The organism is Novosphingobium beihaiense (assembly GCF_022832375.1).
Lineage (GTDB): Bacteria > Pseudomonadota > Alphaproteobacteria > Sphingomonadales > Sphingomonadaceae > Novosphingobium > Novosphingobium beihaiensis.
Window position 1 is genome coordinate 92,299 of the sequence record NZ_JALHLG010000001.1, and the last position, 25,168, is coordinate 117,466.

At 63.8% G+C, this 25,168-nt stretch carries 22 protein-coding genes; 11 read left to right on the forward strand and 11 right to left on the reverse strand.

Annotation, left to right across the window (positions count from 1 at the left end; genetic code table 11):
- Window positions 1-133 precede the first annotated feature (133 nt).
- Both MTR66_RS00515 and MTR66_RS00520 read right to left on the reverse strand, forming a co-directional pair.
- Window positions 134-1,120 (reverse strand): transporter substrate-binding domain-containing protein, encoded by a 987-nt coding sequence (locus tag MTR66_RS00515; RefSeq protein ID WP_243916979.1) that lies wholly within the window; start codon window positions 1,118-1,120, stop codon window positions 134-136.
- Window positions 1,121-1,371: 251 nt separating this feature from the next.
- A complete protein-coding gene (locus MTR66_RS00520) occupies window positions 1,372-3,780 on the reverse strand; it encodes a TonB-dependent receptor (protein ID WP_243916981.1) in 2,409 nt (802 codons plus the stop codon).
- A 238-nt stretch (window positions 3,781-4,018) separates the two neighbouring features.
- Between MTR66_RS00520 and MTR66_RS00525 the strand changes: the two genes are divergently transcribed.
- On the forward strand, window positions 4,019-4,708 hold the full coding sequence (locus MTR66_RS00525) for a response regulator transcription factor (RefSeq protein WP_243916983.1): 690 nt from the start codon (window positions 4,019-4,021) through the stop codon (window positions 4,706-4,708).
- 83 nt (window positions 4,709-4,791) lie between these two features.
- Here MTR66_RS00525 and MTR66_RS00530 read toward each other — a convergent pair whose 3' ends face one another.
- The 3 genes from MTR66_RS00530 to MTR66_RS00540 all read right to left on the reverse strand — a co-directional run bounded on the left by MTR66_RS00530 (window position 4,792) and on the right by MTR66_RS00540 (window position 7,456).
- Window positions 4,792-5,634, reverse strand: a complete 843-nt coding sequence (locus tag MTR66_RS00530) for a TauD/TfdA dioxygenase family protein (RefSeq protein WP_243916985.1) — start codon at window positions 5,632-5,634, stop codon at window positions 4,792-4,794.
- Window positions 5,635-5,927: 293 nt separating this feature from the next.
- A complete protein-coding gene (locus MTR66_RS00535; RefSeq protein WP_243916987.1) occupies window positions 5,928-6,779 on the reverse strand; it encodes a TauD/TfdA dioxygenase family protein in 852 nt (283 codons plus the stop codon).
- A gap of 86 nt (window positions 6,780-6,865) precedes the next feature.
- On the reverse strand, window positions 6,866-7,456 hold the full coding sequence (locus MTR66_RS00540) for a TetR/AcrR family transcriptional regulator (protein WP_243916989.1): 591 nt from the start codon (window positions 7,454-7,456) through the stop codon (window positions 6,866-6,868).
- Window positions 7,457-7,711: 255 nt separating this feature from the next.
- On the opposite strand from MTR66_RS00540, the gene MTR66_RS00545 reads away from it, so the two are divergent.
- From MTR66_RS00545 to MTR66_RS00565, 5 genes are all read left to right on the forward strand, one after another.
- Window positions 7,712-8,599: a PhzF family phenazine biosynthesis protein gene (locus MTR66_RS00545; RefSeq protein ID WP_243916991.1), complete on the forward strand. Its 888-nt coding sequence runs from the start codon at window positions 7,712-7,714 to the stop codon at window positions 8,597-8,599.
- A gap of 138 nt (window positions 8,600-8,737) precedes the next feature.
- Window positions 8,738-9,808 (forward strand): PA0069 family radical SAM protein, encoded by a 1,071-nt coding sequence (locus MTR66_RS00550; protein ID WP_243916993.1) that lies wholly within the window; start codon window positions 8,738-8,740, stop codon window positions 9,806-9,808.
- 38 nt (window positions 9,809-9,846) lie between these two features.
- A complete protein-coding gene (locus MTR66_RS00555; RefSeq protein WP_243916994.1) occupies window positions 9,847-10,356 on the forward strand; it encodes a hypothetical protein in 510 nt (169 codons plus the stop codon).
- A 106-nt stretch (window positions 10,357-10,462) separates the two neighbouring features.
- Window positions 10,463-11,278 carry an enoyl-CoA hydratase/isomerase family protein gene (locus MTR66_RS00560; RefSeq protein WP_243916996.1) on the forward strand — a complete coding sequence of 272 codons (816 nt, stop codon included), beginning with the start codon at window positions 10,463-10,465 and terminating at the stop codon, window positions 11,276-11,278.
- 122 nt (window positions 11,279-11,400) lie between these two features.
- Window positions 11,401-11,667 carry a hypothetical protein gene (locus tag MTR66_RS00565; RefSeq protein WP_243916998.1) on the forward strand — a complete coding sequence of 89 codons (267 nt, stop codon included), beginning with the start codon at window positions 11,401-11,403 and terminating at the stop codon, window positions 11,665-11,667.
- A 48-nt stretch (window positions 11,668-11,715) separates the two neighbouring features.
- Here MTR66_RS00565 and MTR66_RS00570 read toward each other — a convergent pair whose 3' ends face one another.
- Window positions 11,716-13,314, reverse strand: coding sequence for a long-chain fatty acid--CoA ligase (locus MTR66_RS00570; protein WP_243916999.1), 1,599 nt, complete (start codon window positions 13,312-13,314; stop codon window positions 11,716-11,718).
- Between the two features lie 244 nt (window positions 13,315-13,558).
- Entirely contained in the window at window positions 13,559-17,176 is a 3,618-nt protein-coding gene (dnaE, locus tag MTR66_RS00575) for a DNA polymerase III subunit alpha (protein WP_243917000.1), read from the reverse strand.
- Window positions 17,177-17,467: 291 nt separating this feature from the next.
- Between dnaE and MTR66_RS00580 the strand changes: the two genes are divergently transcribed.
- Both MTR66_RS00580 and MTR66_RS00585 read left to right on the forward strand, forming a co-directional pair.
- Complete coding sequence (locus tag MTR66_RS00580) at window positions 17,468-18,688, forward strand: GGDEF domain-containing protein (protein WP_243917001.1); 1,221 nt, start codon at window positions 17,468-17,470, stop codon at window positions 18,686-18,688.
- 87 nt (window positions 18,689-18,775) lie between these two features.
- Window positions 18,776-19,405, forward strand: a complete 630-nt coding sequence (locus tag MTR66_RS00585; protein ID WP_243917002.1) for a Yip1 family protein — start codon at window positions 18,776-18,778, stop codon at window positions 19,403-19,405.
- Window positions 19,406-19,462: 57 nt separating this feature from the next.
- Here the strand turns inward: MTR66_RS00585 and MTR66_RS00590 are convergent, their stop codons facing one another.
- The 4 genes from MTR66_RS00590 to MTR66_RS00605 all read right to left on the reverse strand — a co-directional run bounded on the left by MTR66_RS00590 (window position 19,463) and on the right by MTR66_RS00605 (window position 22,231).
- Window positions 19,463-19,951, reverse strand: coding sequence for a glutathione peroxidase (locus MTR66_RS00590; RefSeq protein ID WP_243917003.1), 489 nt, complete (start codon window positions 19,949-19,951; stop codon window positions 19,463-19,465).
- Window positions 19,944-20,228, reverse strand: a complete 285-nt coding sequence (locus MTR66_RS00595; RefSeq protein WP_243917004.1) for a hypothetical protein — start codon at window positions 20,226-20,228, stop codon at window positions 19,944-19,946. The genes MTR66_RS00590 and MTR66_RS00595 overlap by 8 nt, the downstream gene beginning before the upstream one ends.
- An 82-nt stretch (window positions 20,229-20,310) precedes the next feature.
- Complete coding sequence (locus MTR66_RS00600) at window positions 20,311-20,982, reverse strand: ABC transporter ATP-binding protein (RefSeq protein WP_243917005.1); 672 nt, start codon at window positions 20,980-20,982, stop codon at window positions 20,311-20,313.
- 7 nt (window positions 20,983-20,989) lie between these two features.
- Window positions 20,990-22,231 carry a lipoprotein-releasing ABC transporter permease subunit gene (locus MTR66_RS00605; protein ID WP_243917006.1) on the reverse strand — a complete coding sequence of 414 codons (1,242 nt, stop codon included), beginning with the start codon at window positions 22,229-22,231 and terminating at the stop codon, window positions 20,990-20,992.
- Between the two features lie 319 nt (window positions 22,232-22,550).
- On the opposite strand from MTR66_RS00605, the gene purF reads away from it, so the two are divergent.
- From purF to MTR66_RS00620, 3 genes are all read left to right on the forward strand, one after another.
- Window positions 22,551-23,999: an amidophosphoribosyltransferase gene (gene purF, locus MTR66_RS00610; RefSeq protein ID WP_243917007.1), complete on the forward strand. Its 1,449-nt coding sequence runs from the start codon at window positions 22,551-22,553 to the stop codon at window positions 23,997-23,999.
- 8 nt (window positions 24,000-24,007) lie between these two features.
- The gene (locus tag MTR66_RS00615; RefSeq protein WP_243917008.1) at window positions 24,008-24,724 is read left to right on the forward strand and encodes an SDR family NAD(P)-dependent oxidoreductase; all 717 of its coding nucleotides are present in this window, start codon (window positions 24,008-24,010) and stop codon (window positions 24,722-24,724) included.
- A gap of 84 nt (window positions 24,725-24,808) precedes the next feature.
- The gene (locus MTR66_RS00620; RefSeq protein WP_243917009.1) at window positions 24,809-25,165 is read left to right on the forward strand and encodes a PilZ domain-containing protein; all 357 of its coding nucleotides are present in this window, start codon (window positions 24,809-24,811) and stop codon (window positions 25,163-25,165) included.
- Window positions 25,166-25,168: the final 3 nt, after the last annotated feature.

The following is a 25,168-nucleotide window of genomic DNA, read 5'->3' on the forward strand; positions in this document are numbered from 1 at the left end:
GAGCCACCACCCCGCTGCGACTAAGGCCTGCTGCGCAGCCCCAAGTCTCGCTCCCCTCCTCTGAAGAGGAGGGGGGAACTGTCCCTCATTCCGGCCGCCATTCCGGCATGACCTCCGGTTGAAAGCCGTTTTCCTATTCCCGCTTCCCCAGCGTCTGGGCGACGGCCTCGCGCCAGGCGCTGCTGCGGATGTAGCGCAGGAGCGCCACGTCGACGGGCTCGCGCAAGGGGCTGCCCTGCTGGAAGGCAATGCCGTAGTCCTGCCGCCCGAACGTGCCGGGCAGCAGTTCCACATCCCGCGCGCGGGACTGGCGCAGCATATAGCGCAGCAGCGGCTCGTCGTAGACGAACGCGTCGATCTCGCCGTCCTGCAACGCTTTCAGCCCGGCCTCGACGCTGGGATAGCCGGTGAAGGCAATGCGCTCCTGCCGCAGCCATTCGTCCGAGGCGGTGCCGCCGATCGAGCCTACCGTCACTTTCGGCAGATCGTCCGGCCCGGCGATCGCGCCTGCCAGCCGCCCTGCCGTCAGCGACGAGGCGATCATGCCGGTGAAGGTGGAAATGATGATGATCGCCGCGAACATCCACACCAGCGCAATCGCCTTGCCCGCAGGCGTGCGCGGGGCCTTGTCGCCATAGCCCACCGTCGTCATCGTCACGGCCGAAAACCAGAAACCGGAACCGATGCCGCTGGCATTGTCCGCAAATTCCTCGGGGTTCTTCTTGCGTTCGGCCAGCCAGAACAGGAAGCCGACGAACAGCAGCAGCGCCGAGAGCGCCAGCACCGCCTTGAAGAAATCCCAGGTGAAGAAATTCTGCATCAAGGCCAGCCACGCAGTGGGCGACTTGCGCACAGCGATGCCGAAGCCGGTGGTGGTGAAAGGCTGCGTGAAATCGACCTTTTCCTCCCGGTCGGCGGTGATCGTGAGCGCCCCGACGCTGGCGTCGTAGCGCCCGTCAGCCACGCCATCGATCATGTCGTCGAGGTCCGTTTCCACGAAACGGTAAGCGTAGCCGTTCTCGTTCGCGATGCTGTCCCACAGATCGATCGCCAGGCCGTGCCACTGCCCGTCCTCCCCTTTCATCGCAAAAGGCGGTGCCTCGCGGGTGGCGATCCGCATTTCGGCAGGCGTTGCAGCGGACACCGGCCCGGCCAGACACAAACACGAACACAGGGCCGCGAACAGAACCGGAAACAGAGCGGCGAAACATTTCAAACGCTGGAACAGGGCGATCTCTCCACGCAATCGGCATGGGCCGCGAACCATCCGCCCCCATGAACGCCCAGCATAACAAAAAGCCCGCCGCTTCCAAGGAAGGACGGGCTTTTCGCATCGCGCCGTGCGGAGACGGCGCCGGATTTGCAGGCCGGTCAGAACGCGACTTGCGCTTCCAGACCGAAGGTGCGCGGCGGGTTGAAGTTGCCGTAATCGCCCAGCACCTTGTCGTTCGCGGCCGAGCGGCGGTAGATGTAGGTGGTGTTGAACAAGTTGCGCGACCAGGCCGAGACGGTCAGCTTCTGCCCGCCCTCGCCCATCGGGATATCGGCCAATGCAATGCTGCCATTGACCACGAAGCTCTTGTCCGTGCGGGTCGACTCGTTCTGGAAGCTGTAGACCGGATCGGAGTAGTTGCCGTCGATGTGCATGCGCAGGCTCATGCCGTTATCCGAAACCGGCACGTCGTAATTGATATAGCCCGAAGCTGCGTTTTCCGGGGTATACACGGTATAGACCTGATAGAGCGCACCGCCCAGGTTCGGGTTCGGCGTCGGCGGCACGGTGATGTGGGTATAGGCATAAGCCGCGCCAAGCGTGAGGTTATCGACCGGCCGGACCGTCAGCTGCGCCTCGACGCCGCGGATCTTCGACGTGCCCGGCGCATTGGCCGTGTTCTCGGTATGCAGGTTGAAGGTCGGGTTCGGCGTCACGCCATCGGGCAGATAGGGATTGGTATCGACGTTATCGAAGTCGGTCTGGGTGCCGGTGCGGTTCATGATGTAACCGGCCAGGTTCAGGCGCACGTGATGGTCCAGCATGTCCATCTTGGCGCCCACTTCGTAGGACTTCACCTTTTCCGGACCGAAAGCGAGGAAGGTTGCCGAACGGTCGTTGGCGCCGCCCGCGCGGTAGCCGGTCGCGTACTTGGCGTAGAGGTTCACGTCCTGCGTGGCATCCCAGGCCAGCGTCACCATCGGATCGAAGCGGCCCTTGTTGTAGGTGAAGGTCCAGGGCGTATCGACGCCGGAGACCATCGTCAGCGCGCCGTGGCGCTTGTCCTTGGTGTAGCGGCCGCCCACCGTCAGGTGCACGATGTCGATCGGGGACCAGGTGGCCTGGGCAAAGGCGGCATAGCTGTGCGCGGTGGCGTTGCTGTCCCGCTGGACGAACCAGGAATCGCGGTCCCAGCCATTGTTGCTGCCGGTGATCGGCCCGGTCGCGATGGCGCTGTTGATCGAATAGGCGGTGCCGTCCGCATTCCAGGTGTTCGAGGCGGGCGTCGCCGCCAGCTCATGCGCATATTCGGTGAAGTAATAGAGCCCGGCCACGTAATCGAGGTGCGGCAGGCTGCCGACGGCCTGGAATTCCTGGCTGAACTGGCGCTGCGACAAGTGCGAGAGGCTATAGCGGCTGAACGGCGTATCGGGCGCGAAGATCGTGCGCGCCGGGCCGCCCGAATTGTCCCACTGGTCGGTCGCCACCTGGCGCCATGCGGTGATCGAACGCAGTTCGAGCGAGGGCGCGACCTCCCACTTCAGGTTGGCCGAGAAACCGCTGGTCCGGTCCACGCTGGGCTGCTGCGGCACGCCGACTTGCGCGGTCTTGAGGCGCTTGCCGCCGGTCGGCTTCAGGATCGGGGCGAGCGGAGCGATGCACACATTAGTGGTCTTGTTGCAGGCGGTGCCGTTGTAGGTGAGGATGCCGCCTGCATATGTGCCGGCATTCTCGTTCAGCGGGTTGTACGTGATCAGCTGGCTGAAATTGGGGGTGTTCTGATCCTTGGCCCGGTCATAGGCGAACGTCGCCGAAAAGCCCTTGATCGGCTCCCACTTGGCGGTCACGCGGCCGCCGACGTCGTTGTGATAGTTCCAGCCGGTCTGGCCCGCGAGCGGGTCTTTCACTGTCGCGTCCTGATGCTGGATCAGGCCGTCCATCTTCACCGAGACATCGTGAACCTCGGGCAGGTTGAGGTGCACTTGCCCGGTGTAGCTGCCGTAGTTGCCAACGCCCGCGCTCATGCGGCCGCCGAATTCGCCGGTGGGCTGCTTGGTCACGATGCTGACCGCGCCGCCTTCGGTATTGCGGCCGAACAGCGTGCCCTGCGGGCCTTCGAGCACTTCGATCCGGTCCACGTCGAACAGGGCGGCATTGAGGCCCTGCGAACGGCCGAGATAGACGCCGTCGATATAGACGCCGACGCCGGTATCGCGCGCGGTCTGATTCTGGTCGAACGGCACGATGCCGCGAATGCCCACGGTAAGCGCGGACTGGCGCGCTTCGAAGGTGGCGACGCGCAGGGTCGGCACCGAACCGTCGGCCAGATCGATCAGGCTCTGGATGTGGCGGTCCTTGATCATCGTGGGATCGACGACCGAGATGGCGATCGGCGTCTTCTGCAGGTTGGTTTCGCGCTTGGTCGCGGTCACGACGATCTCGTTCAGCCCGGGTCCGGCGTCAGCCGCAGTCCCGGCGGCGGCAGCCTCATCCGCAAAAGCGGGCGCGGACACGGCCAGCGCGAGAACACAGGTGGAAAGACACAATGAAACAGCTTTGATAGGCACGTCGGTGCTCCCTGATGGCGATTGCCGCAGGAGCTTCCGGTTCGGCGCTGATACGCCTGCCCTGCGGTCAGGGCGGGCATCTATTCCTGCCAAATGTAGGATTTACGGCCGAAATTTTCTGGAAATGTTGCAGTTCTCTTACGCACGCGAACTGCGGAACCGCACGGTTCAGGGCGTCTTAATCGCACATCCTCCTAGCTGAGACATAGACAGCGCGATTCTCCGGAAAAATACCCCCATGCTGAAACTCAACCGGCTTCTGCTCACGTCCGGCGGGCTGGACCTGATCAATTCGATGTCCGACCTGTTCTATAGCATACAAGTGCAGATCGTGGATTCGGACAGCCTGCTGGGCCAGGCCTTCGACGATACAACCTGGATCTTCATCGACTGGCTGCTTCCGGCCATGGCGGGCATACAGCTGGTGCGGCTGCTGCGCGCATCGGGGCCGGGGCGCAATGCCCGCATTTCGATGGTGCTGCCAGGGCAGGACGAACAGATGCAGATGCGCGCGCTGGCCGCCGGGGCGGACGATTACATCATCGGACCGCTCGATCCCAAGCGGCTGGTCGAACGGATGAAGACCTACCGCGTGGCACTGGTCCCGCCGGACGATCCCGTCACCACCATCGGCGAGATGAGCGTCGACACCAATGCCTATCTGGTGCGCTTTCGCGGCAGGCCGCTTCCGCTCAAGGTCAACGAATTCCGCCTGCTGGCCCATTTCGCGCGCCATCCCGACCGCGTCTTCACCCGCAGCAACCTGATCGGCGTGCTCGGCAAGAGCCAGGAGGTGAACGACGAGCGCACTGTCGATGTCTGGATGAGCCGCCTGCGCGCCACCCTGCGCGCCCATGACGTGCCCTATGTGCCGCGAACGGTGCGCTCCTGCGGCTATATTCTCGACACTATCGGCATGCAGCGCTGACCTCCGGAAGCAGTCCCGAATCGAAAGGCCCGCCCTTCGCAAGGAAGAGCGGGCCTTTCGTTTTCAGCCTGCAAGGGCGGCGATTATTCCGCCCAGGGCTCCTCGCCCTCCAGCTTGGTGCGCAGCATCATGCGGCCGCAAGTGGGATCGTAGGCTTCGGCGCGGTGCATCGTGCCGGTGTTGTCCCACATCACCAGATCGCCGGCTTCCCATTCGTGGCTGTAGGTGAAGTCCGGGCCGGTCGCCCATTCGCGCAGGCCGTGGATGATCTCAGCGCTCTTGCCATAGGGCACGTCCACCACGTGATGCGCGGTGCAGCCCAGCACCAGCGACTTGCGGCCCGACTTGTGCTCCCACACCAGCGGCAGCACCTTTTCGCCGATCGCCTGCATGCCCTTGAGCTTGGCGAGGCTCGGCTCCGGCTCGTAGTAGAACAGCGAGGCCCAGGGGGCGTGGAGCACTTTCAGGCTTTCGTATTCGGCCTTCTGCTCGTCGCTCAGATCGTCATAGGCGGCATAGGTATTCGAAAAGCCGGTGTTGCCGGTGCCCTTGGGGCTCGGCACCTTGCAGGTCAGCAGCGAGGCCAGGATCGGCACTTCGTTGCGGGTGCCGTCGATATGCCAGTAGAGCGAGCCCTTGAGGTATTCGGCGGCCGCCGGATTTTCCTTCACGTCGAGCGTGATCTTGCTGACCGAACCGTCCGGATTTTCCGGCGCATAGTTGCCCAGCGTCTTGGTGAAGGCGATCTGCTCGTCCTCGGTGAAATCGATCTTCGGGAACACCAGCACGCCGCGCTGCTCGATGAGATCGCGCAGCTCGGCGGCGAGTTCTCCGGACAGCAGCTCTTCCTTGGAATTGAGGACACGGCTGCCGATCTTCGGCTTGATGTCTTCGGTGCGAAGCTTGGTTTGAGTGGCGACCGACATGGCATTTACTCCGGCAAAACAGGGCGGGAACGATGTTTCCAAATCTCCGCCAATGCGCCTTGCGGGTCAAGTGGGCCAAAGCGATCACTGCGATCGGCCGGGCCACTTATACCGCGAATGCCGGAATGATCCGGCAAAGGCATGAATGGGCGGTTCATGCTTATATAGGTGCCATGGCCGGAAATGAGTATGGCCGCCGCAACTCATCGCTGCAGCGGCCGTAGTCAGCGCCCGAGGGCTTTTTGTGCCGCCCCGCCCTTCGGACGAGGCAGGCGGGGGGTCTCTTCAGGCGGTCAGCCCCAGCTTTCGCCCTTGATGATGGTGCGGTGAAGCAGGCGGCCGCAATCGGGATCATAAGGCATCGCGCGGTGCAGCGTGCCGGTGTTGTCCCACATCACCGCATCGCCCACGGTCCATTCGTGCGCATAGTGATAAGGCTCGCTGGTCGCGTGTTCGCGCAGTCCGTGCAGCAGCTTGGCGCTTTCCTGCGAGGAAAGGCCCACCACGCGCTCGGCGGTGTTGCCCAGGATCAGCGATCTACGGCCCGAAGCGTGCTTGTAGACCAGCGGCAGCTCGCGCTCGCCCGTGCCGTCCTCGCCCTTGTTCATCCAGTCTTCGAGCTGGGCCAGCGTCGGTTCAGGGCAGTGATAGAGCTGCGAAACCCACATCGAGTGGATCACCCGCATATTCTCGATCTTGTCCTTCATCTCGGGCGAAAGATCTTCGTAGGCTGTGTAGCAGTTCGAGAACTCGGTATTGCCGCCCCAGGTCGGCAGGACTTTGCTCGACAGCACCGAGCCGCGGATCGGAATCCGGTTCATCGTCCCATCGACGTGCCAGAACAGCGATCCCTTGAGGTATTCGACCGCCTCCTTGTTCACGTTCTTGTCGAGCGAGATCTTGAACACCTGCTCGCCGCGCACTTCCTCGGCGTTGCCGCCCACCGAATTGGTGAACTTCACCTGCTCTTCGTCGGTAAAGTTGATCTGCGGGAAGACGAGCACGCCCACTTCCTCCAGCAGATCGCGGATTTCGCCCGACAGTTCGCCGGACATGATCTCGTCCTTCGAGTTAAGGATGCGGGCGCCCACCTTCGGCTTGATGCGTTCGAACTTGAGGCGGGTCTTTTCAGCGACTTCGGTCACGGCATGAACTCCCAATGGTTTTCGGGGCTATATGCTGAACACCAGTTCAACCCCGTCACCCGAGCCATGCCTCCTGTCGCGGTATGTTAGCTTTGATCTGGCGCAAGTTTTGCCAGCCAGGTCTCGACGATTTTCCTCGCCTCGGCATGGCCGGTCTTCACGCCCAGCCCCTCTTCCATCACGATCGCGCGCCCGATCCCGGCGAGGACAAGGCTGAGTCCTTCCGGCGAGAAGCCTTCCAGCCGGTGAATACGATCCCCCAGGATATGCCTCAGGATTTCCCCCTGCCGCACGCGCATCGCCTCGCTGTGTTCGGCCATATGCCGGCGCACCGCCTCACGGTGGTTGGCCATCGCCATGAACTCCAGCGCCATCGCGGTGCGGCTGGTATCGACGAAGAATTCCCACAGCGCCCGCAGCGGATCGTCGGACGCCAGCGCTTCCTCGATCATGCGGTCGCTGTCTTCGGCGCCCTGGCGGGAGACTTCCACCAGCAGATCGTCCGTCGTCGGGAAGTAGTAATGCACCAGCGACGGCTTGAGCCCCGCGCGCGCGGCAATGCGCCGGGTGCTGGTGGCTGCATAGCCTTCCTCGCGGATCAATTGCTTGGCCGCCTCGATAATGAGGGCCCGGGTCGCGGACGTTTCCGCCCCCACCCTGCGCGGTGCACCTGCCATTCCTGTTCCCTTCTCCTTCACGAGTAGGGACCGGCCCGGAGAAGATCAACCGGAGCGAGCTATCGCTGCGGGAACTGGAAGCGGCAGGCAGATGTGCTCTACCGAATCTACGAGAGGTATCCAGTCAACCAGACCGACGAAGTGTTGCAACGAAGCTGACAGAACAAGCCTATATAACTGTTTATAATTATATGAGAAACGCAGCTACGTCATGCTTGTTGTCGTTCAATCGACCAAACAAACGGGAGCTATGTCATGCCCACATTGCCATTCTTCACCGTCGATGTTTTCACAGAGACCCGCTTCGGCGGGAACCCACTGGCGGTGGTGATGAGTGGTGAAGAGATCGACGACGCTGCAATGCAGGCGTTGGCTGCCGAGTTCAATTTGAGTGAGACCACGTTCGTTCTCCCAGCGACTGATCCCGCCAACACGGCTCGCGTCCGCATCTTCAACCGAACAGCCGAGATGGCATTTGCCGGTCATCCCATGGTCGGTACGGCGTTCGTTGTAGCCAATCAGCGCCCCGATCTGATGACTGCGGAGTTCGAGATTCCTGCCGGAACCGTGCATGTAGAGATCGAACGCGCCGCCGATGGCGCACCGATTGCCGCATCGATCGCCGCACCGCAGCCGTTGAGCATCGGAGAAGCGGTGGCGCCTGATGTTATCGCCAAGGCACTTCGATTAGCCCCCAGCAGCGTGGTTACGACAAACCACGCTCCGACAGTCGCTTCCAACGGCACCTCTTATGTCATTGCCGAACTGACCAGTGAAGCACTTACGCGTTGCGATCCTGATCTGGCAGCATTTCGACAAGCAAGAGACTCTCATCCGCAATTCGGTGGGCGCTTTCCCGTCCACGTCTATTGCAAGGAGGGAAGGACGCTCCGCGCCCGCATGTTTGCGCCGCTTGCAAGAACATGGGAGGACCCAGCCACCGGAAGCGCTAACGCACCTCTTTGCGGATTACTGCTGTCGCTTGAACCGAACACCGGAGAAGCCAGCTTTCTGATCCATCAGGGCGTTGAAATGGGAAGACCGAGCGTACTACGCGTAGATGCCCGCCGCACATCGAACGGGATCGTCTCAACCTTACGCGGTTCATGCGTGGCCGTAATGAAAGGCGAGGCCACTTTATGACCGATTCTGACGCCAACCTCCTGAATCTCTATAATTAAGACTCGCTCAACACGATCGAGACCAGATGCTTACACGTGCACAACCACCTGCGGACTTGCCCATATTGACTAAATGTTCTTGTTATGTTCCAATTATCCCATGTCGGCGATCAAGGGCAGAGGAGCAGTCAGCGGTGCGGCCAGCATGCGCTTCAACTTGCCCGTGCGCGAGCAGGACGGGGACTGGCGCGATGAAGCCGAAACCGTGGACGGCCCGGCCAGGCCGCCCGCCACTACCGTCACCGAGGAGCATCCCCGCTCGATCCTTGCGTTCAACCAGTCGCCGGACATCCCTTTCGACCGTTCGGTGAACGCCTATCGCGGCTGCGAGCACGGCTGCATCTATTGCTACGCGCGGCCGAGCCATGCCTGGCACGATCTCTCGCCCGGGCTGGATTTCGAAACGAAGCTGTTCGCCAAGCCGGATGCCGCCGCCCTCCTGCGCAAGACGCTGGCCAAGCCGGGATACCGCCCTGCCCCCATCGCCATGGGCACCAATACCGATCCCTACCAGCCGATCGAGGGGCGCTACCGGATCACCCGCCAGGTGCTCGAACTGTGCCTGGAAACGCGCCACCCGGTCACGATCACCACCAAGTCGAACCAGGTGCTGCGCGATCTCGATCTGCTGACGGAACTGGCGCGCCGTAAGCTCATCGCCGTGGGCATTTCCGTGACCAGCCTGGATCCGCATCTCTCGCGCCTGCTGGAGCCGCGCGCGGCGGCGCCTGCCAAGCGGATCGCGGCGCTGGGGCGGCTGGCGGCGGCGGGCGTGCCCGCGCATGTCTCGGTCGCGCCGGTCATTCCGGCGATCACCGACAGCTTCCTCGAAGGCATCCTGTCCGAGGCCGCCGGGCAAGGCGTGCGCGGGGCCACCTGGATCATGATCCGCCTGCCGCACGAAGTGGCGCCGCTGTTCCGCGAATGGCTGGACACGCACTTTCCGGACCGGGCGGGCAAAGTCATGGCCACGATCCAGTCCATGCGCGGCGGGCGTGACAACGATCCCGAATTCTTCACCCGGATGAAGCCGAACGGCGTCTGGGCCGATCTGCTCCGCCGCCGCTTCCGCATCGCGGCCCGGCGCCTGGGCATGGGCGATCCGGACGTCGCGCTCGACTGCGGGCAGTTCCGCAAACCGTCGCTGGACGGTCAACTTTCGCTGCTATAAACTCAGGGGAAATTCCGGAAAAGAGGAGGCGATCCACGATGCTGGCCACTGCCCTTGCGATCCTGGCCCAAGCCGCTGCGGCCCATACAGGCCCGCCGAATCCGCCCCCCGCCGAAGACACCAAGCGCACCCTTACGATCAAGTTCCATCGCACAGGGCCGTCATGCAAGCCTGGCTGCCTCTCGCCGGTCGAGGCTGTGACCTATGCCTCCTACCTCGGCAACAAGGCTGGCGTGGCCGGAACTTTCGATATGCCCGTGGTTACCGTCGGCGAGCAGCACGGGACCTTCTACCTCAATTCCGAAAAGGATTACCGGGACCGCAACTGCCTGACCGTGGCGATCACGCCCAAAGCGCTCAAGGCTCTGGCCGGGTCCACCGATCTGGACGTGGTGCGCAAGAAGCTGCGCAACCACCGCCTGATCGTTCGCGGCATCGCCCGGCAGGTCCGGATCGGTTTGACCAGCGATGGCAAGCCAACGGGCAAATACTACTATCAGATCCACGTCCGCGTGAGCCGCGGCGATCAGGTCCGCCTGATCACCTGACGAGAACCGAAGGCTCCGGATCAGGCAAGCCCTGCCGCCGCTGCAGACCTTGCGCGTCCGGCCCCATACCGGGAAGGCTGCGGGCTGCCATGCTGCAAGGGATACCATGACCCAAAGCCCTGGAGAAACCGAGCTGCCCATCCGGACAGAACGCCACGGTGCCATCGAAATTCTCACGCTGAACCGCCCGCAGGCGCTCAATACGCTGGACGAGCCCATGACGTTCGCCCTGCGCGATTACTTCACCGGGCTGGCGGAACGGCCTGACGTGCGCGTGGTGATCCTTCAGGCGGAGGGCCGTGCCTTCTGCGCCGGGCTGGACCTTGCCGGCTGGCAGAACGACGGATCGCGCGGGGAACTGCAGCACTACTGGCGGCTGCAGCGCGCCATCGCGGGCATTTTGCAGCTGATGCGCGCCTGCCCTCAGCCCATCATTGGACTTGGCCATGGCGCGGCCTGCGGGATGGGCTTTTCCATGCTGCTGGCCAGCGATGTGCGTTACGGCGCGCCAGACCTGAAAATGAATGCGGCTTATATCAAGGTAGGCCTGGGCGGCTGCGATCTGGGCTGCAGCTATTTCCTGCCGCGCCTGGCCGGGGCCTCCATCGCATCGGAATATATCCTCACCGGCAAGTTCATGACGGCGGACAAAGCGCTGGCCTGCGGGTTGCTGAGCGAGATCGTTCCCGCCGAAGGCCTGCTGGCCAAAGGACTGGAGCTTGCGGCCGAAATGACCGCCCATGCGCCGATGGGTCTGCGGCTCACCAAGGAAGCGCTGAACCGCAATCTCGATGCGCGCTCGCTTGCGGATGCCATGGCGGTGGAGGACCGGCAGCAGGTGATGATGCTGATGAGCGAGGACTTTGCCGAAGGCGTGGCCGCCTTCCACGAAAAGAGGCCGCCCGAATATCGCGGCCGTTGATATAGCTGGCGGGCCGTACCGCCGCCGCCTTCGCGGACAAGACTGGCCAAGACAGGGCTGGCAATCGCGGCGTCGCTGGCCCATTGGAGGCGGGCACGTCCGCACCGGAAACAGGAGCCCCCATGCCTGACGAAACCGCCACCACCGATCGCGCGCCAGCGCCTGCTAGCACCGCGATCCGTCAGGAGTCCGGAAGCGGCATCGCGATCATCATGTCGCTGGCCCTCCTCGCGGGCGTGATCGGCATCATGTATCTGTTCAACAAGAATTCCTCGGCCGAGAACGCCAGGAACGATGCCATTGCCTCGGCCGCCAGCGACGTTGGGAACGCCGCCTCCAAAATGGGCAACGCCGCCGAAGATGCGGCGCGCAACGTCAAGCATCACTGACGCGGCCCGGCGCCCTTCCGCTCAAAACCTGTTTCGAAACGCGCTCTCTCAGGCCGGAAGCCGGTAGTCCCGGTATAGCGCGCGCAGTTCCTTCTTGCTGACCTTGCCCGATCCCGTGTGGGGAATGGCCGCGACGAATTCGACCGCATCGGGCAGCCACCACTTCGCCACCATGCCAGACAGGAACCCGCACAGATCCTCTTCTGAAAGCGCCGCGCCGGGACGCCGGACCACAACGAGGACTGGCCTTTCGGTCCAGCGCGGATGCGGCACGCCGATCGCGGCCGCTTCCAGCACATCCGGATGGCGCACCGCAGCATTCTCCAGCTCGACCGAACTGATCCATTCGCCGCCCGACTTGATGAGATCCTTGGTCCGGTCTGTCAGCCGCAGCACACCGGAGGGGGAAATGGTGGCGACATCGCCCGTCTCGAACCACTGCCCGCCGCCTGTGGCATCGTCCGTCTCGCCGAAATAGCGCCGGATCGTCCAGCCGCCCCGCACTTGCAGCGCCCCGGCCGAAGTCCCGTCGTGCGGGAGCTCCGCGCCGCCGCCGTCGAGCGAAACCACTCGCACTTCGCTGCCGAAGACCTGCCGCCCCTGCGAGCTTTTGTAAGCGACCTGTTCCTCGAAGCTCATATCGTCCCATTCGGGCGGCTCCCAGGTTACGGTCGCGATCGGGGATGTCTCGGTCATGCCCCAGGCCTGCATCACGCGCACGCCATTGCGCATCAGCCGCTCGACCACGCTGTACGGCACGGCCGAGCCGCCGGACAGCGCCACCTTGAACGGCGGCAGGTCCGCCCCCGTTTCATCGAGATGCTGGAACAGCGAAAACCACACGGTGGGCACGCCGCCCACATGGCTGACCCGCTCCTGCTCCATCAGGCGGCACAGGACCTCCGGATCGTTGACCTGGCTGTAGACCATCTTCGCGCCGGTCGCAGCGCAGGCCCAGGGCAGCCCCCAATTGTTGGCATGGAACATCGGCACGACGGGCAGCACGCAGGAACGCGGCTCGATCGCCAGGCAACTGGGCGCGATCATCGCCAATGTATGCAGCACATTGGTGCGGTTGGAATAGAGCACGCCCTTGGGGTGGCCCGTGGTGCCGCTGGTATAGCACAGCATGCAGGGCTGGTGCTCGTCCCCCGGGCTCCAGAACGCGGCGCCGTCCTCACGCCCGATCCAGTCCTCGAATGCCGGGGCGTGCTCGCCCGAATCGAAACAGATGTAGTGTTCGATCGTCGGCCAGCGCGGTTTCATGCGGTCCACGATCGGCTGGAACGCGGCATCGTAAAGCAGCACGCGGTCCTGCGCATGGTTGACGATGTAGTCCAGCTGATCGTCGAACAGGCGCGGGTTGATCGTATGCAGCACGCACCCTGCTCCGGTCACGCCGAACCAGGCGGTGAGATGGCGCGCATGGTTCATCCCCAGCGTGGCCACCCGGGCTTCGGGGTAGACGTCCAGCCGACGCAGCGCCTGCACCATTTTGAGCGCATCGCGGCGAAGCCCGCGCCAGTCAGTGCGCGTCTCACTGCCATCGGCCCAATGCGTAACGATCTCGCGCTCCGGCTGCTCACTGGCCGCGTAGTCCAGCAGCGCGGACACACGCATTTCCCAGTCCTGCATCATCCCAAGCATCCGCGGTCCCCGTATCGCATGCGCCGTGTGTGCACTTGTGAACGCATATAAGCGCTAACTCTGACGCCACACTAGGCAAGCCGGAGGGAATTTATTGGTCGTATGCGACTGCATACAGCGGTTTACGGCAGCCCGGGCACGCACTGCCTTCCATACGTCATGCAGGCAACAGACGGGATCCCGCCTGGGCGGGATGACAATGGGAATTTCAGTTCCGGAGACTGATGCGGAAAAGCGATCCGTCCTAAGCCGCGCGCTGCATCCGTTCCGGACCGCGCTTGGCCTTGAACTCGCCGATCGTCAGGCCATCAACATTCGCAAGCTGCTCGACGAATTCGCCGTCGAGCGCGAAGTCCCGCCCCAGCCTAACTTTCTGCTCGCGCCCGCCTTCCAGCTTCAGTGTAGCGATCACTTCGCCCGCGCCTTTCGTGCCGGGGCCGAGCAGCAACGCGAGTTCCTGCACCGCCTCGACCCGGTCAATCTCCAGCTTGAGCAGCATGCGCGCATCGGCGGTGACTTCGGCCAGCGGCCGCGCCCCGCGCACGGTGACGCGCGGCGGTTCTTCCGGGCTCGGGCTGTCGAGTTCGACATTGAGCAGGACGCAGGCGCTTTCCTTGGCCCACTTCACGAAGTTGTCGACCTGGCTTTCCTCGAAACAGCAGGCGGAGAAGTTGCCTGAGGAATCGGAGAAATCGGCCATGACGAAGTCCTTGCCCTTGCGGGTCTTGCGCTTCTGCACGCCTTCCACCATCGCCGCCATCACCGCGCCGGTGCGCCCGCCGCCGCCCCCGCCCGCCATCAGGCTGGCGTAAGTCCGCGCGCCGTTGGACGAGGCGACGTGGCGGAACTGCTCCACCGGATGCGCGGCGAAGTAGAAGCCGAAGACTTCGCGTTCCTTCGCCATCTGGTCCATCCGGCTCCAGGGCTCGGCATCGACAAGGCGCAGCGCCTGCTCGGTGTGATCCTCGCCCCCGAACAGGCTGTTCTGGTCCGAATTGCGCTCGCGCGAGGAGCGGTCCGCCTCGGCCAGCAGCGTATCGGCATTGGCGATGACGCGGGCGCGGTTGGGCTCCAGACTGTCGAACGCGCCCGCGGCAGCCAGACTTTCGAGCTGGCGCCGGTTCATCGAGCCGGCCGGCGCGCGGCGGAACACATCGTCGAGATTGGCGAACTTGCCGTTCGCCTCGCGCTCGGCGACGATCATGTCCATCGCCTTCTCGCCGACATTGCGCAGCCCCGCCAGCGCATAGCGCACGGCATAGCTCTCGGTGGTTTCCTCGACGATGAATTCGGCTTCGGAGCGGTTCATGTCGGGCGCGGCGAGTTCGATGCCGTTGCGGCGCGCATCGTCCACGAACACGGCGAGCTTTTCCGACTGGTGCATATCGAAGCACATGGCCGCGGCGTAGAATTCGTGCGGGTAGTGCGCCTTCAGCCAGGCGGTGTGATAGGCGAGCAGCGCATAGGCCGCCGCGTGCGACTTGTTGAAGCCGTAGCCTGCGAACTTGTCGATCAAGTCGAACAGTTCGTTGGCCTTGGGCGCATCGATGTTGGAGACTTCCTTGCAGCCGGTGACGAAGATCTCGCGCTGCTTGTCCATCTCCTCCTTCTTCTTCTTGCCCATCGCGCGGCGCAGCATGTCCGCGCCGCCGAGCGAGTAGCCCGCCAGAACCTGCGCGGCCTGCATGACCTGTTCCTGATAGACGAAGATGCCGTATGTCTCGGACAGGATCGGTGCCAGCTTCTCGTGCGGATAGACGATCTCTTCCAGCCCGTTCTTGCGGCGGCCGAACAGCGGGATATTGTCCATCGGGCCCGGGCGGTAGAGCGAGACGAGCGCGATGATGTCCCCGAAATTGGTCGGCTTCACTGCCGCCAGCGTGCGGCGCATGCCTTCCGATTCGAGCTGGAACACGCCGACCGTATCGCCGCGCTTGAGCAGTTCGTAGACGCCCGGATCGTCCCACTTCAGCGTGGAAAGATCGATTTTAATGCCGCGCCGTTCGAGCAGGTCTGTCGCCTTGCGCAGCACCGAAAGCGTCTTGAGGCCAAGGAAGTCGAACTTGACGAGCCCGGTATCCTCCACGTGCTTCATGTCGAACTGCGTCACCGGCATGTCGGAACGCGGATCGCGGTAGAGCGGGACCAGTTGCGCCAGCGGACGATCGCCGATGACGACGCCCGCCGCGTGGGTGGAGGAGTTGCGCGGCAGGCCTTCGAGCTGGACGGCAAGATCCACCATGCGCCGCACTTCGGGATCGGTATCGTATTCGTGGCGGAATTCGGCGACCGGCGGATCGGCGGTGACGCCGTGCTTCTTGCGCCCGTTCAGCGCCTCGTCGAGGTTCCACGGATCGGTGGGATGGTTGGGCACCATCTTGCACAGCCCGTCCACCCGGCCATAGCCCATCTGCAGGATGCGCCCGCAGTCGCGCAGCACCGCGCGCGCCTTCATCTTGCCGAAGGTGATGATCTGCGCGACGTGATCGTGGCCGTACTTGCGCTGCACGTAGCGGATCACTTCGCCGCGCCGGGTTTCGCAGAAGTCGATATCGAAGTCCGGCATCGAGACGCGTTCCGGGTTGAGGAAGCGTTCGAACAGCAGGTTGAGCTTGAGCGGATCGAGATCGGTAATCGTCAGCGCCCAGGCGACCAGCGAGCCCGCGCCCGAACCGCGCCCCGGGCCCACCGGAATGCCATTGTCCTTGGCCCACTTGATGAAGTCGGCAACGATCAGGAAGTAGCCGGGAAAGCCCATGCCGATGATGATATCGGTCTCGAAATCGAGGCGCTTGGCATAGTCGAGGAATTCCTCGGTCACGCCCTTTTCGCGCAAGGCTTCGTAAGCGGCGACGCGCTCGCCGTCCTTGAGCGCCATCGCCGCGTCGAGTTCCTCCTCGGTCACGCCGGGCCAGTAGGGCAGCAGGCGGCGGGCAAGACCCCGGCGCGAATCGTTGACGAGCATGCGCTGCTCGCCCTCGATATCGCCGGCAAGGCTGGGCAGCAGCGGCCGGCGCCTGGGCGGCGCATAAGCGCAGCGCTGGGCGACAACGAGCGTGTTCGCCAAGGCCTCGGGAAGATCGGAGAACAGCTCCTCCATCACCTCGATCGGCTTCACCCAGCGTTCGGAAGACGAACGCGGCCGGTCCGCCGCGTCGACCTGCGTCGAATGGGCAATGCACAGCATGGCATCGTGCGCGGCGTGGAACGTGCTCTCGGCATATTGCGCCGGGTTGCTGGCAACGAGCGGGATATCGCGCGCATAGGCGAGCGCGATCAGGTCTTCCTCGCTCGCGTCCTCCTCGGGCTCGCCGGTGCGGGTAATCTCGATATAGAGGCGATCGCCGAACAGCGCCTGCAACTCGTCGCAATAGCTTTCCGCCGCCTCATGCCTGCCATCGGCATAAAGCCGCGCGAGCGCGCCTTCGTTGCCGCCGGTGAGGCAGATCAGGCCGTCGGTGTAGCCGCGCAGCGTCTCCAGCTCGACATGCGGATCGAGCTCCAGCGGCCGGTCTAGGTGGGCGCGGCTGACGTGGCGGCAAAGGTTGAGCCAGCCCTGTTCGTTCTGTGCGAACAAGGCCAGCCAGTCGATGGGACGATCCTGCCCCTGCGCGACCCCGCCGCCCTGCCCGGACTGCGGGCGGACCACGGCCAGGAACGTGGCGACCACCGGCTGTATGCCCGCGCCCTCGCATGCCTGCGCGAAAGTCGGCGCGCCGTAAAGGCCGTTGCGGTCGCAGATGGCGGCAGCGGGAAACTTGCGTTCCTTGGCCAGCTTCGCCGCCGCTTTCGGATCGATCGCGCCATCCAGCATGGTGAAGCTGGAGAACATGCGAAGCGGTACGAAAGGAGCGAAGGACATCCCGCAAATCTAGGCAGTGGCTGGCCTGCCGATCAAGTCTGCCACGCGAAAATCAGGGGGAAATCACGTCTATTCGTCCGCTTGGGCAAACCGGCCCCGGCCAAACGCCTGCACGGCAACCTGCATTCTTTGTCCGGACAGCAACGGAGTGTTAAAGCTCCCCCCGGTAAAAGGCCCGGCAGAGCGCGCAAGATCGCGGCCCCCCGCAGTTCCAGCAAACCGAAACCAGACCCACTGCCATGACTGTCTTCACGACTGCTTCCATCGCTGTTTGGGCGCCCCTGCCGCAGGATGTCTGACATAACCGCCCCCGACATCACCACTATCGCCATCTGCAGCACGGCCCTGGGCGCGATCATGTGTATCGCGATGCTGCTGTCGTGGTTCAAGGACGGGCGCCCCGGCACGCGCAGCTGGCTGTTCGCGCCATTCGGGATCGCCGTGCCCGCGGGGATCTTGCTGACTTATCCCGATGTTCTGCCCGGCCCCTGGGGCCTGCTGCTGGGCTGGTACTTCCTGACGGTGGTCTATGGCGCGGCGTGGACGGCCGCCCGGGTTCTGGGCGGCCGCCGCCCGCAGGTGATGGCCGTCCTGCTGCCCTGCACCGCCGTGCTCGTGTTCACCGCCACGATCGGCGCCGATTCGCACATGCCCGATCTGCGGATGCTGCCGCGCGTGCTGCTGTTCACCGCCTTCAATGGCCTCGCCGCGCGCGAGTTTGGCCGCCTGCGCAGCCCGCGCCTGCCCTCGGCCACCACGCTCTACTGGATATTTACCGCCTTCTTCCTGTTCGACCTTGCCCGCAGCCCGTTTTCGCTGTGGCTGGCCGCCCCCTTCGGGCCGAAGGAACCGGAAGTCTGGTCCATTGCCCTGTTCAACTTCCTGCTCGTTCTCGAAGGCTCCCTGCTGGCGATGTTCGTTACCGCGCTGGGCCGCGAACAGCAGGCCGAACAGAACTACCGCCTCGCCTCGATCGATCCGCTGACCGGGATCGGCAACCGCCGCGCGCTGGAAGAGCGGCTGAACATGCTGGAGCAGAATGCCGCCTCCGCCCCGGGCAGGCAGACCGTGCTGGCCGTGCTCGACATCGATCACTTCAAGGCCGTCAACGACCAGATGGGCCATGCCTTCGGCGATACCGTGATTGCCGGTGCAGCCAAGACCGCAGAGAACGTGTTCGGCACCGGCAACGTCTTTCGCGTGGGCGGCGAGGAATTCGCGGCCATCATCCGGGCACCGGACGACGAAGCCTGCATTGCCCAGGCCGAAACGATGCGCACCCGCTTTGCCGCCCATCCCCATGGCTCTGGCCCGGCATCGCGCACCTGCACGATCAGCATCGGCCTGGCCCGGCTGGACACGGCGCCCGATCACGGCGCCGCGTTCAAAGCGGCGGACAGGGCACTCTACATGGCCAAGCGGCTGGGCCGCAACAAAGCGATCATGCTCGATTCCACTCCGGCGGAACACATGCCGCCAGAACCTGCCCGGCTTGGGGAAAAGCCCGCCTGAAAGGTTTGCCTTCGCGCAAATACGGGCGGATGCTGCCTGTGTTCTGATGGGAACCGGACGAGTTCCCGCAACACAATGGAGAGTGCGATGGAAAGCTCAGGATCAGCAGGCCCGCCGTCTTTGGCGGAACGCGCGAAAGCGATTATCCTAACCCCGAAAAGCGAATGGAAACGCATCACCGGGGAGGACGACACCACCACCCGCACAGTGACGACCGGCTATTTCGTCCCGCTGGCACTGCTCGGCCCTGTCTGCGGCGTGATTGGCACGATCCTTTACGGCGGGAACAGCATCGGCCCCTATGCGGAAGCCTATCATCCCTCGCTCGTCAGCGCGGTGATCGGGGCCGCGGTCGCTTTCGTGCTCACGCTGATCTCGTTCTTCCTGCTGACGGTCGTGGCCGATCTGCTGGCCCGCAAGTTCGGCGCGCAGCAGGGCAGCGACCGGGCCTTCAAGCTGATCGCCTACAGCGCCACTCCGGCTTTGCTGGTGGGTATCCTGTCGATCTGGCCGCCGCTCGCGCCGCTGCATATCCTGGCCTTCTACGGCCTCTACCTGCTCTACACCGGCGCCGTGCCGATGCTGGAGATGCCCCAGGACAAGGCCATGCCTTACACCATAGTGCTGGTGCTCTGCGCGTTCGTGCTGAACCTGATCATCGGCGCGCTCAGTGTAGCGAACATGGCGCTGCTGGGCGGGATGGGACTGCTCAGCTGAACGCAGGCGCAAAGGAACGCGGGCGCCCTGACACGGCGCCCGCTGCTGCAACCGCCGCTACAGCAGCGCCTCGATATCTTTTTCCAGGCTTTCCGGCTTGTCGGTGGGCGCATAGCGGCGCACCACCTTGCCATCGCGGCCGATCAGGAACTTGGTGAAGTTCCACTTGATCGCCTTGCTGCCCAGAATGCCGGGCGCCTGCGCCTTGAGCCATTCGTAAAACGGATCGGCATGTTCGCCGTTCACGTCGATCTTGCCCATCAGCGGGAACGAGACGCCGAAGTTCGCATCGCAGAAATCCGCGATTTCTTCCGCGCTGCCCGGCTCCTGCCCGCCGAACTGATTGCACGGGAAGGCGATCACTTCGAAACCGCGCTCCCCGTATTTGCGCCAGAGCTCTTCCAGCCCGGCATATTGCGGCGTGAAACCGCACTTGCTGGCCGTGTTGACGGCCAGCACCACCTTGCCGAGACGATCGGCAAGGCTGATCGCCTCGCCATTGGGCAAGGTTGCGGTAAAATCCGCTATCGTGCGGGGATCAACCAAGGTCTTTGGGGAAATCCGAACGCCGGTAAAGGCTGCGAATCTCGCCAATCTTGATGGTGTGGTCGCCATCCTTCTGGATCGCGTAGTCCTCCCGCTTTTCCTCCGGCAGATCCATCACGAAGTGGATCAGTTCGGCCACCGTGCCGCGCCGGATGGTCTTGAAGCGGTGGAACAGGCCGCCGCCGTCCTGACACTTGTGCAGTTCGGCCGAATCGGTCCAGCCGAAGCCCTTGGGGCCGCCCTCGTCGTTCTGGATGGTGGACGGGGTGTCGCTCATCGCGGGGTCCTTTCGTTCATTCCTCTAGAGTCGATGTGGACACTGGAAACCGGAAAATCAACGCCGGTCCAGTGCGGATTGTCTATGCCAGATAGCCGTCATGCAAGCGCACGATGCGATCCATCTGCGCGGCCAGCCGCTCGTTGTGGGTGGCGACCAGCGCCGCGCTGCCCTGATCGCGCACCAGCGCGAGGAACTGGGCGAGCACGACATCGGCCGTCGCTTCGTCAAGATTGCCGGTGGGTTCGTCCGCCAGCACCAGCCGCGGCCGGTTGGCCAGCGCACGCGCGACCGCCACGCGCTGCTGCTCGCCGCCCGAAAGCTGGCTGGGCCGGTGATCGAGCCGTGCGCCCAGTCCGAGCGCCTTGAGCAGATCCTCTGCCCGCGCCTCGCACTCGGCCCGCGGCTTACCGGTGATGAGTTGCGGCAACACCACGTTTTCCGCCGCGCTGAAATCGGGCAGCAGGTGGTGGAACTGATAGACGAAGCCGATGTGATCACGCCGCACCGCCGCGCGCTGGTCCTTGCCCAGCTTGCTGGCATCGATCCCGGCAATCTCAATTCTGCCGCCGAAGCCGCCCTCCAAGAGGCCGATCGCCTGCAGCATCGTCGACTTGCCCGAGCCCGAGGGGCCGAGCAGCGCCACGATCTCCCCGGGGTTCACCGAAAGGTTCACGCCGCGCAGCACATCGATCGTGACGCCGCCCTGCGCGAAGCTGCGGGTTACGTCCGTCAGGCGGACAACGGATTCCATGGCAGCCTCACTCATAACGCAGAACCTGCACCGGATCGGTGCTCGCCGCCTTGAAGGCCGGGTAGAGCGTGGCGAGGAAGCTGAACACGAGCGCCATCACGCAGATCACCGTGATCTCCACCGGATCGGGGCGGCTGGGCAGTTCGGTCAGGAACCGGATCGAGGGATCCCACAGGTTCTGCCCGGTCAGCCGCTCCACCGCATGGACGATCGGCTGGCGGAAATGGAGCGAGATCAGCCCGGTCACGAGCCCCAGCACCGTCCCCAGCGCACCGATGCAAAAGCCAGTCGTCACGAAGACCTTGAGCAGCGATCTTCGCGTCGCGCCCATCGTGCGCAGGATCGCGATATCGCGCGTCTTGGCGCGCACCAGCATGATCAGCGAGGACAGGATGTTGAACACCGCCACCAGCACGATGATTGAAAGCACCACGAACATCACCACCCGCTCCACCGCCAGCGCCTCGAACAAAGACGCGTTGATGGTTTTCCAGTCGTTGACGACCGCCTTGCCCGCCAGCTTGCGTTCCAGCGGGGCGAGGATCTGGCCGACCTTGTCGGGGTTGGTGGTGGTCACTTCGATCATACCGATCGTGTCGCCTGTCAGCAGCAGGGTCTGTGCATCGGGGATAGGCATGACCACATAGGCATTGTCGTAGTCATAGATGCCCACTTCGAAAATCGCGGCAACCCGGTAGCCGATCTGACGTGGCACGGTCCCAAAGGGCGTCGAGCGCCCTTGCGGATTGATCACGGTGATCACGTCCCCCACTTGCGCGCCCAGATTCTGCGCGAGTTGGGAACCGATGGCGACATTGTCGCTGCCCACCTGCAACTGATCGATGTTGCCATCGACAACCTTGTCCTTGAGCCGGTTGATATCGGCATGCGTGTTGCCGCGCACCAGGATGGCCTCGACGCGGCCATTGAAGCTGGCCAGAAGCGGCTGCTCGATCAGCGGCGAGGCGCGCGTGACGCCGGGCGTCGCCTCCACTTCCTTGAGCACATCCTGCCAGTGATCGAGCCGGTTGCCATAGGCCTGAACGATCGCATGGCCGTTAAGCCCCACGATCTTGTCGAACAGTTCGGCGCGAAAACCGTTCATCACGCTCATGACGATCACCAGCGCCCACACGCCGAGCATCACGGCAACGAGGCTGATACCCGCGACAAGCGCAATGAAACGCTCGCCCTTGCCGGGCAGCATGTAGCGCTTGGCGATAGTCCATTCGAAAGGGGATAAGATCAAGCGACGGGTCCGTCTGTGACCGGGTTGATGAAGCGGCCTTAGGGATATGGGCCGGGGCTGGCAAGAAGTGCCCGACTCTATCGCGCGGGCAGCTGAAAGCGGGCTGAACGCCGCCCTGCCCTTCCCGCGGGCAGCCAGACGGACGTGTTCCACGGATCGTCACACGGATTGTCTCAGGCCACGCGGCCTGTCACATCAGAGCCATGAACACGGTTCATGGGCATATCCGTCAAAAACCGGAGGGTCCCCCCCTTGCATTTGAAGGCAATCCCTTCCAAATGCGCGGGCGTTTTGACGCGCCAGCGGGCCGGACAGATCCATGAACATGACACACCCCTTTCGTGACGCCGACGGGGACAAACTGCGCGAAGAGTGCGGTATTTTCGGCGTGATCGGTGCCAAGGATGCGGCGAACATCGCCGCAGCCGGGCTGCATTCCCTGCAGCATCGCGGGCAGGAAGCCGTGGGCATCACCAGTTTCTCAGGCAGCGAGTTCCACTCGCACCGGGGCCTTGGCCATGTGGCGCAAGTGTTCCGCCAGAAGGAACTGGATACCCTGCCGGGCACCATGGCCTCGGGCCACGTGCGCTATTCCACCACCGGCGGTTCGGGCCTGCGCAATGTGCAGCCGCTCTTCGCCGATCTCGCCTCGGGCGGTTTCTCGATCGCCCATAACGGCAACATTTCCAATGCGATGACGCTGAAGCGCGATCTCGTGTCGAAGGGCTCGATTTTCCAGTCCACCTCCGACACCGAGGTGATCATCCACCTCGTCGCCACCAGCCGCTATCCCACCATCCTCGACAAGTTCATCGATGCCTTGCGCATGGTTGAAGGCGCCTATTCGCTGATCTGCATGACCAGCGAAGGCATGATCGCCTGCCGTGATCCGCTGGGCATCCGCCCGCTCGTCATGGGCCGCCTGGGCGATGCCACCGTGTTCGCGTCGGAAACCGTCGCGCTCGACGTGATCGGGGCCGAATTCACCCGCGCGGTCGAGCCGGGCGAGCTGGTGCAGGTCGATCACAAGGGCACGATTTCCAGCCACCGCCCCTTCGGCAATCCCGATCCGCGCCCCTGCATCTTCGAGCACGTCTATTTCAGCCGTCCCGACTCGGTGATGGACGGCCGCTCGGTCTATCAGGTGCGCAAGCAGATCGGCGTCGAGCTGGCCAAGGAAGCGCTCGCCGATGCCGATATCGTCATCCCGGTGCCGGACAGCGGCTTGCCCGCGGCCATCGGCTATGCGCAGGAATCGGGGATTCCCTTCGAACTGGGCATCATCCGCTCGCACTATGTCGGCCGCACCTTCATCCAGCCGGGTGACGCGGCCCGCAATGCCGACGTGAAGCGCAAGCACAACGCCAACCGCGCCATCGTGGAAGGCAAGCGCATCGTCCTCATCGACGATTCGATCGTGCGCGGCACGACGTCGAAGAAGATCGTCGAGATGATGCGCGATGCCGGCGCCGCCGAAGTGCACATGCGCATCGCCAGCCCGCCGACCGAGCATTCCTGCTTCTACGGCGTCGACACGCCCGAACGCTCCAAGCTGCTCGCTGCGCGGATGGATACAGAGGCTATGGCCACATTCATCGAGGCCGACAGTCTGGCCTTCGTCTCGATCGACGGGCTTTACCGCGCGGTCGGCGAGGAAAAGCGCAAAGGCAAGTGCCCGCAGTTCTGCGACGCCTGCTTCTCCGGCGAATATCCCACCAAGCTGACCGACTTTTCCGAGCGCGAGACCACGCAGCGCAACGCGGCGTGAGCACGGGCATGAGCAGGAAGACCTTCGAAGGGCAAGTGGCCCTCGTCACCGGCTCCAGCCGGGGCATCGGTGCCGCAACGGCCATCGCACTGGCCGAAGCAGGCGCCCATGTCGTGCTGACCGGCCGCGACACCAAGGCACTGGAAGCGATCGAGGAACAGATCTTCCAGGCAGGCGGTTCGGCCACGATCGCCCCGGTCGACCTGGTGGAGCCCGACGGCATCGCCCGTCTCGCCACCGCCGTTTCGCAACGCTGGGGCAAGCTCGACATTCTCGTCATCAATGCTGCGGTGCTGCCCGAACTCACCAGCGTCGCCGATATCGACCAGAAGGCCTTCAACAAGAGCCTGACCACCAATGTGCTGGCGACTCAGGCCCTGATCGCCAATTTCGATCCGCTGCTGCGCAAGAGCGAAAATCCGCGCGTGATCGGCATGACATCGACCGTGGCAGCCAAACCGCGCGCCTACTGGGGGGCCTATGCCGCCACCAAGGCCGCATTCGAAGTGCTGCTGGACTGCTACGCGCAGGAAACCGCCAATATTTCAAAGGTTCGCGTGGCCATCGTCAATCCCGGCGCCACCCGCACCGCGATGCGTGCCCGCGCCTATCCCGGCGAAGCGCCCGAGTCGGTCAAACCGCCCGAAGTGGTGGCACAGCGGCTGGTGGCTCTGCTTGGTGAACCCTTCACCACCGCGCACCGCGAAAATGTTAACCAATCCTGATAAGATCATGGTAACTGCTGTCTGACATCCTTTGTCAGATCATGGCGCATTGAGACGCCGCAATTGCTTGGGACGCAGGTGATGATGGTTCACACCCAGCAGCAGAACTACGAAACCGCCGCGCAGGAAGACCGCAGCGCGCACCGTGTGAGGATTTCGATCCCCGCCACGCTGCGTGCGTCCGGTTCGAAAGCCTATCAGACCGCAGTGCGCGATCTGTCGCTATCGGGTTTTTCGGCCACTTCGATGACGCGGCTGCATCCGGGCACGTATTGCTGGCTGACCTTACCCGGAATGGAATCGCTGCCCGCCAAAGTGGTGTGGTGGGATAACGGCCTCGTCGGCGCTGCCTTCGAGACATTGCTCAGTCCGCTCGTGCTGGACAATATCCTCACGCGTTGGCGCGGCGATGGCCCCGCCCAAAGCGAAGGCGAAGGCTGATCC

Coding starts and splice junctions, on each gene's coding strand:
- MTR66_RS00595 (WP_243917004.1), bottom strand. CDS start 20,228: ATGAGCGACACCCCGTCCACCATCCAGAACGACGAGGGCGGCCCCAAG.
- MTR66_RS00550 (WP_243916993.1), top strand. CDS start 8,738: ATGTCGGCGATCAAGGGCAGAGGAGCAGTCAGCGGTGCGGCCAGCATG.
- MTR66_RS00555 (WP_243916994.1), top strand. CDS start 9,847: ATGCTGGCCACTGCCCTTGCGATCCTGGCCCAAGCCGCTGCGGCCCAT.
- MTR66_RS00585 (WP_243917002.1), top strand. CDS start 18,776: ATGGAAAGCTCAGGATCAGCAGGCCCGCCGTCTTTGGCGGAACGCGCG.
- MTR66_RS00600 (WP_243917005.1), bottom strand. CDS start 20,982: ATGGAATCCGTTGTCCGCCTGACGGACGTAACCCGCAGCTTCGCGCAG.
- MTR66_RS00580 (WP_243917001.1), top strand. CDS start 17,468: ATGTCTGACATAACCGCCCCCGACATCACCACTATCGCCATCTGCAGC.
- MTR66_RS00560 (WP_243916996.1), top strand. CDS start 10,463: ATGACCCAAAGCCCTGGAGAAACCGAGCTGCCCATCCGGACAGAACGC.
- MTR66_RS00525 (WP_243916983.1), top strand. CDS start 4,019: ATGCTGAAACTCAACCGGCTTCTGCTCACGTCCGGCGGGCTGGACCTG.
- MTR66_RS00530 (WP_243916985.1), bottom strand. CDS start 5,634: ATGTCGGTCGCCACTCAAACCAAGCTTCGCACCGAAGACATCAAGCCG.
- MTR66_RS00615 (WP_243917008.1), top strand. CDS start 24,008: ATGAGCAGGAAGACCTTCGAAGGGCAAGTGGCCCTCGTCACCGGCTCC.
- MTR66_RS00545 (WP_243916991.1), top strand. CDS start 7,712: ATGCCCACATTGCCATTCTTCACCGTCGATGTTTTCACAGAGACCCGC.
- MTR66_RS00570 (WP_243916999.1), bottom strand. CDS start 13,314: ATGCTTGGGATGATGCAGGACTGGGAAATGCGTGTGTCCGCGCTGCTG.
- MTR66_RS00515 (WP_243916979.1), bottom strand. CDS start 1,120: ATGCGGATCGCCACCCGCGAGGCACCGCCTTTTGCGATGAAAGGGGAG.
- MTR66_RS00620 (WP_243917009.1), top strand. CDS start 24,809: ATGGTTCACACCCAGCAGCAGAACTACGAAACCGCCGCGCAGGAAGAC.
- MTR66_RS00565 (WP_243916998.1), top strand. CDS start 11,401: ATGCCTGACGAAACCGCCACCACCGATCGCGCGCCAGCGCCTGCTAGC.
- dnaE (WP_243917000.1), bottom strand. CDS start 17,176: ATGTCCTTCGCTCCTTTCGTACCGCTTCGCATGTTCTCCAGCTTCACC.
- purF (WP_243917007.1), top strand. CDS start 22,551: ATGAACATGACACACCCCTTTCGTGACGCCGACGGGGACAAACTGCGC.
- MTR66_RS00540 (WP_243916989.1), bottom strand. CDS start 7,456: ATGGCAGGTGCACCGCGCAGGGTGGGGGCGGAAACGTCCGCGACCCGG.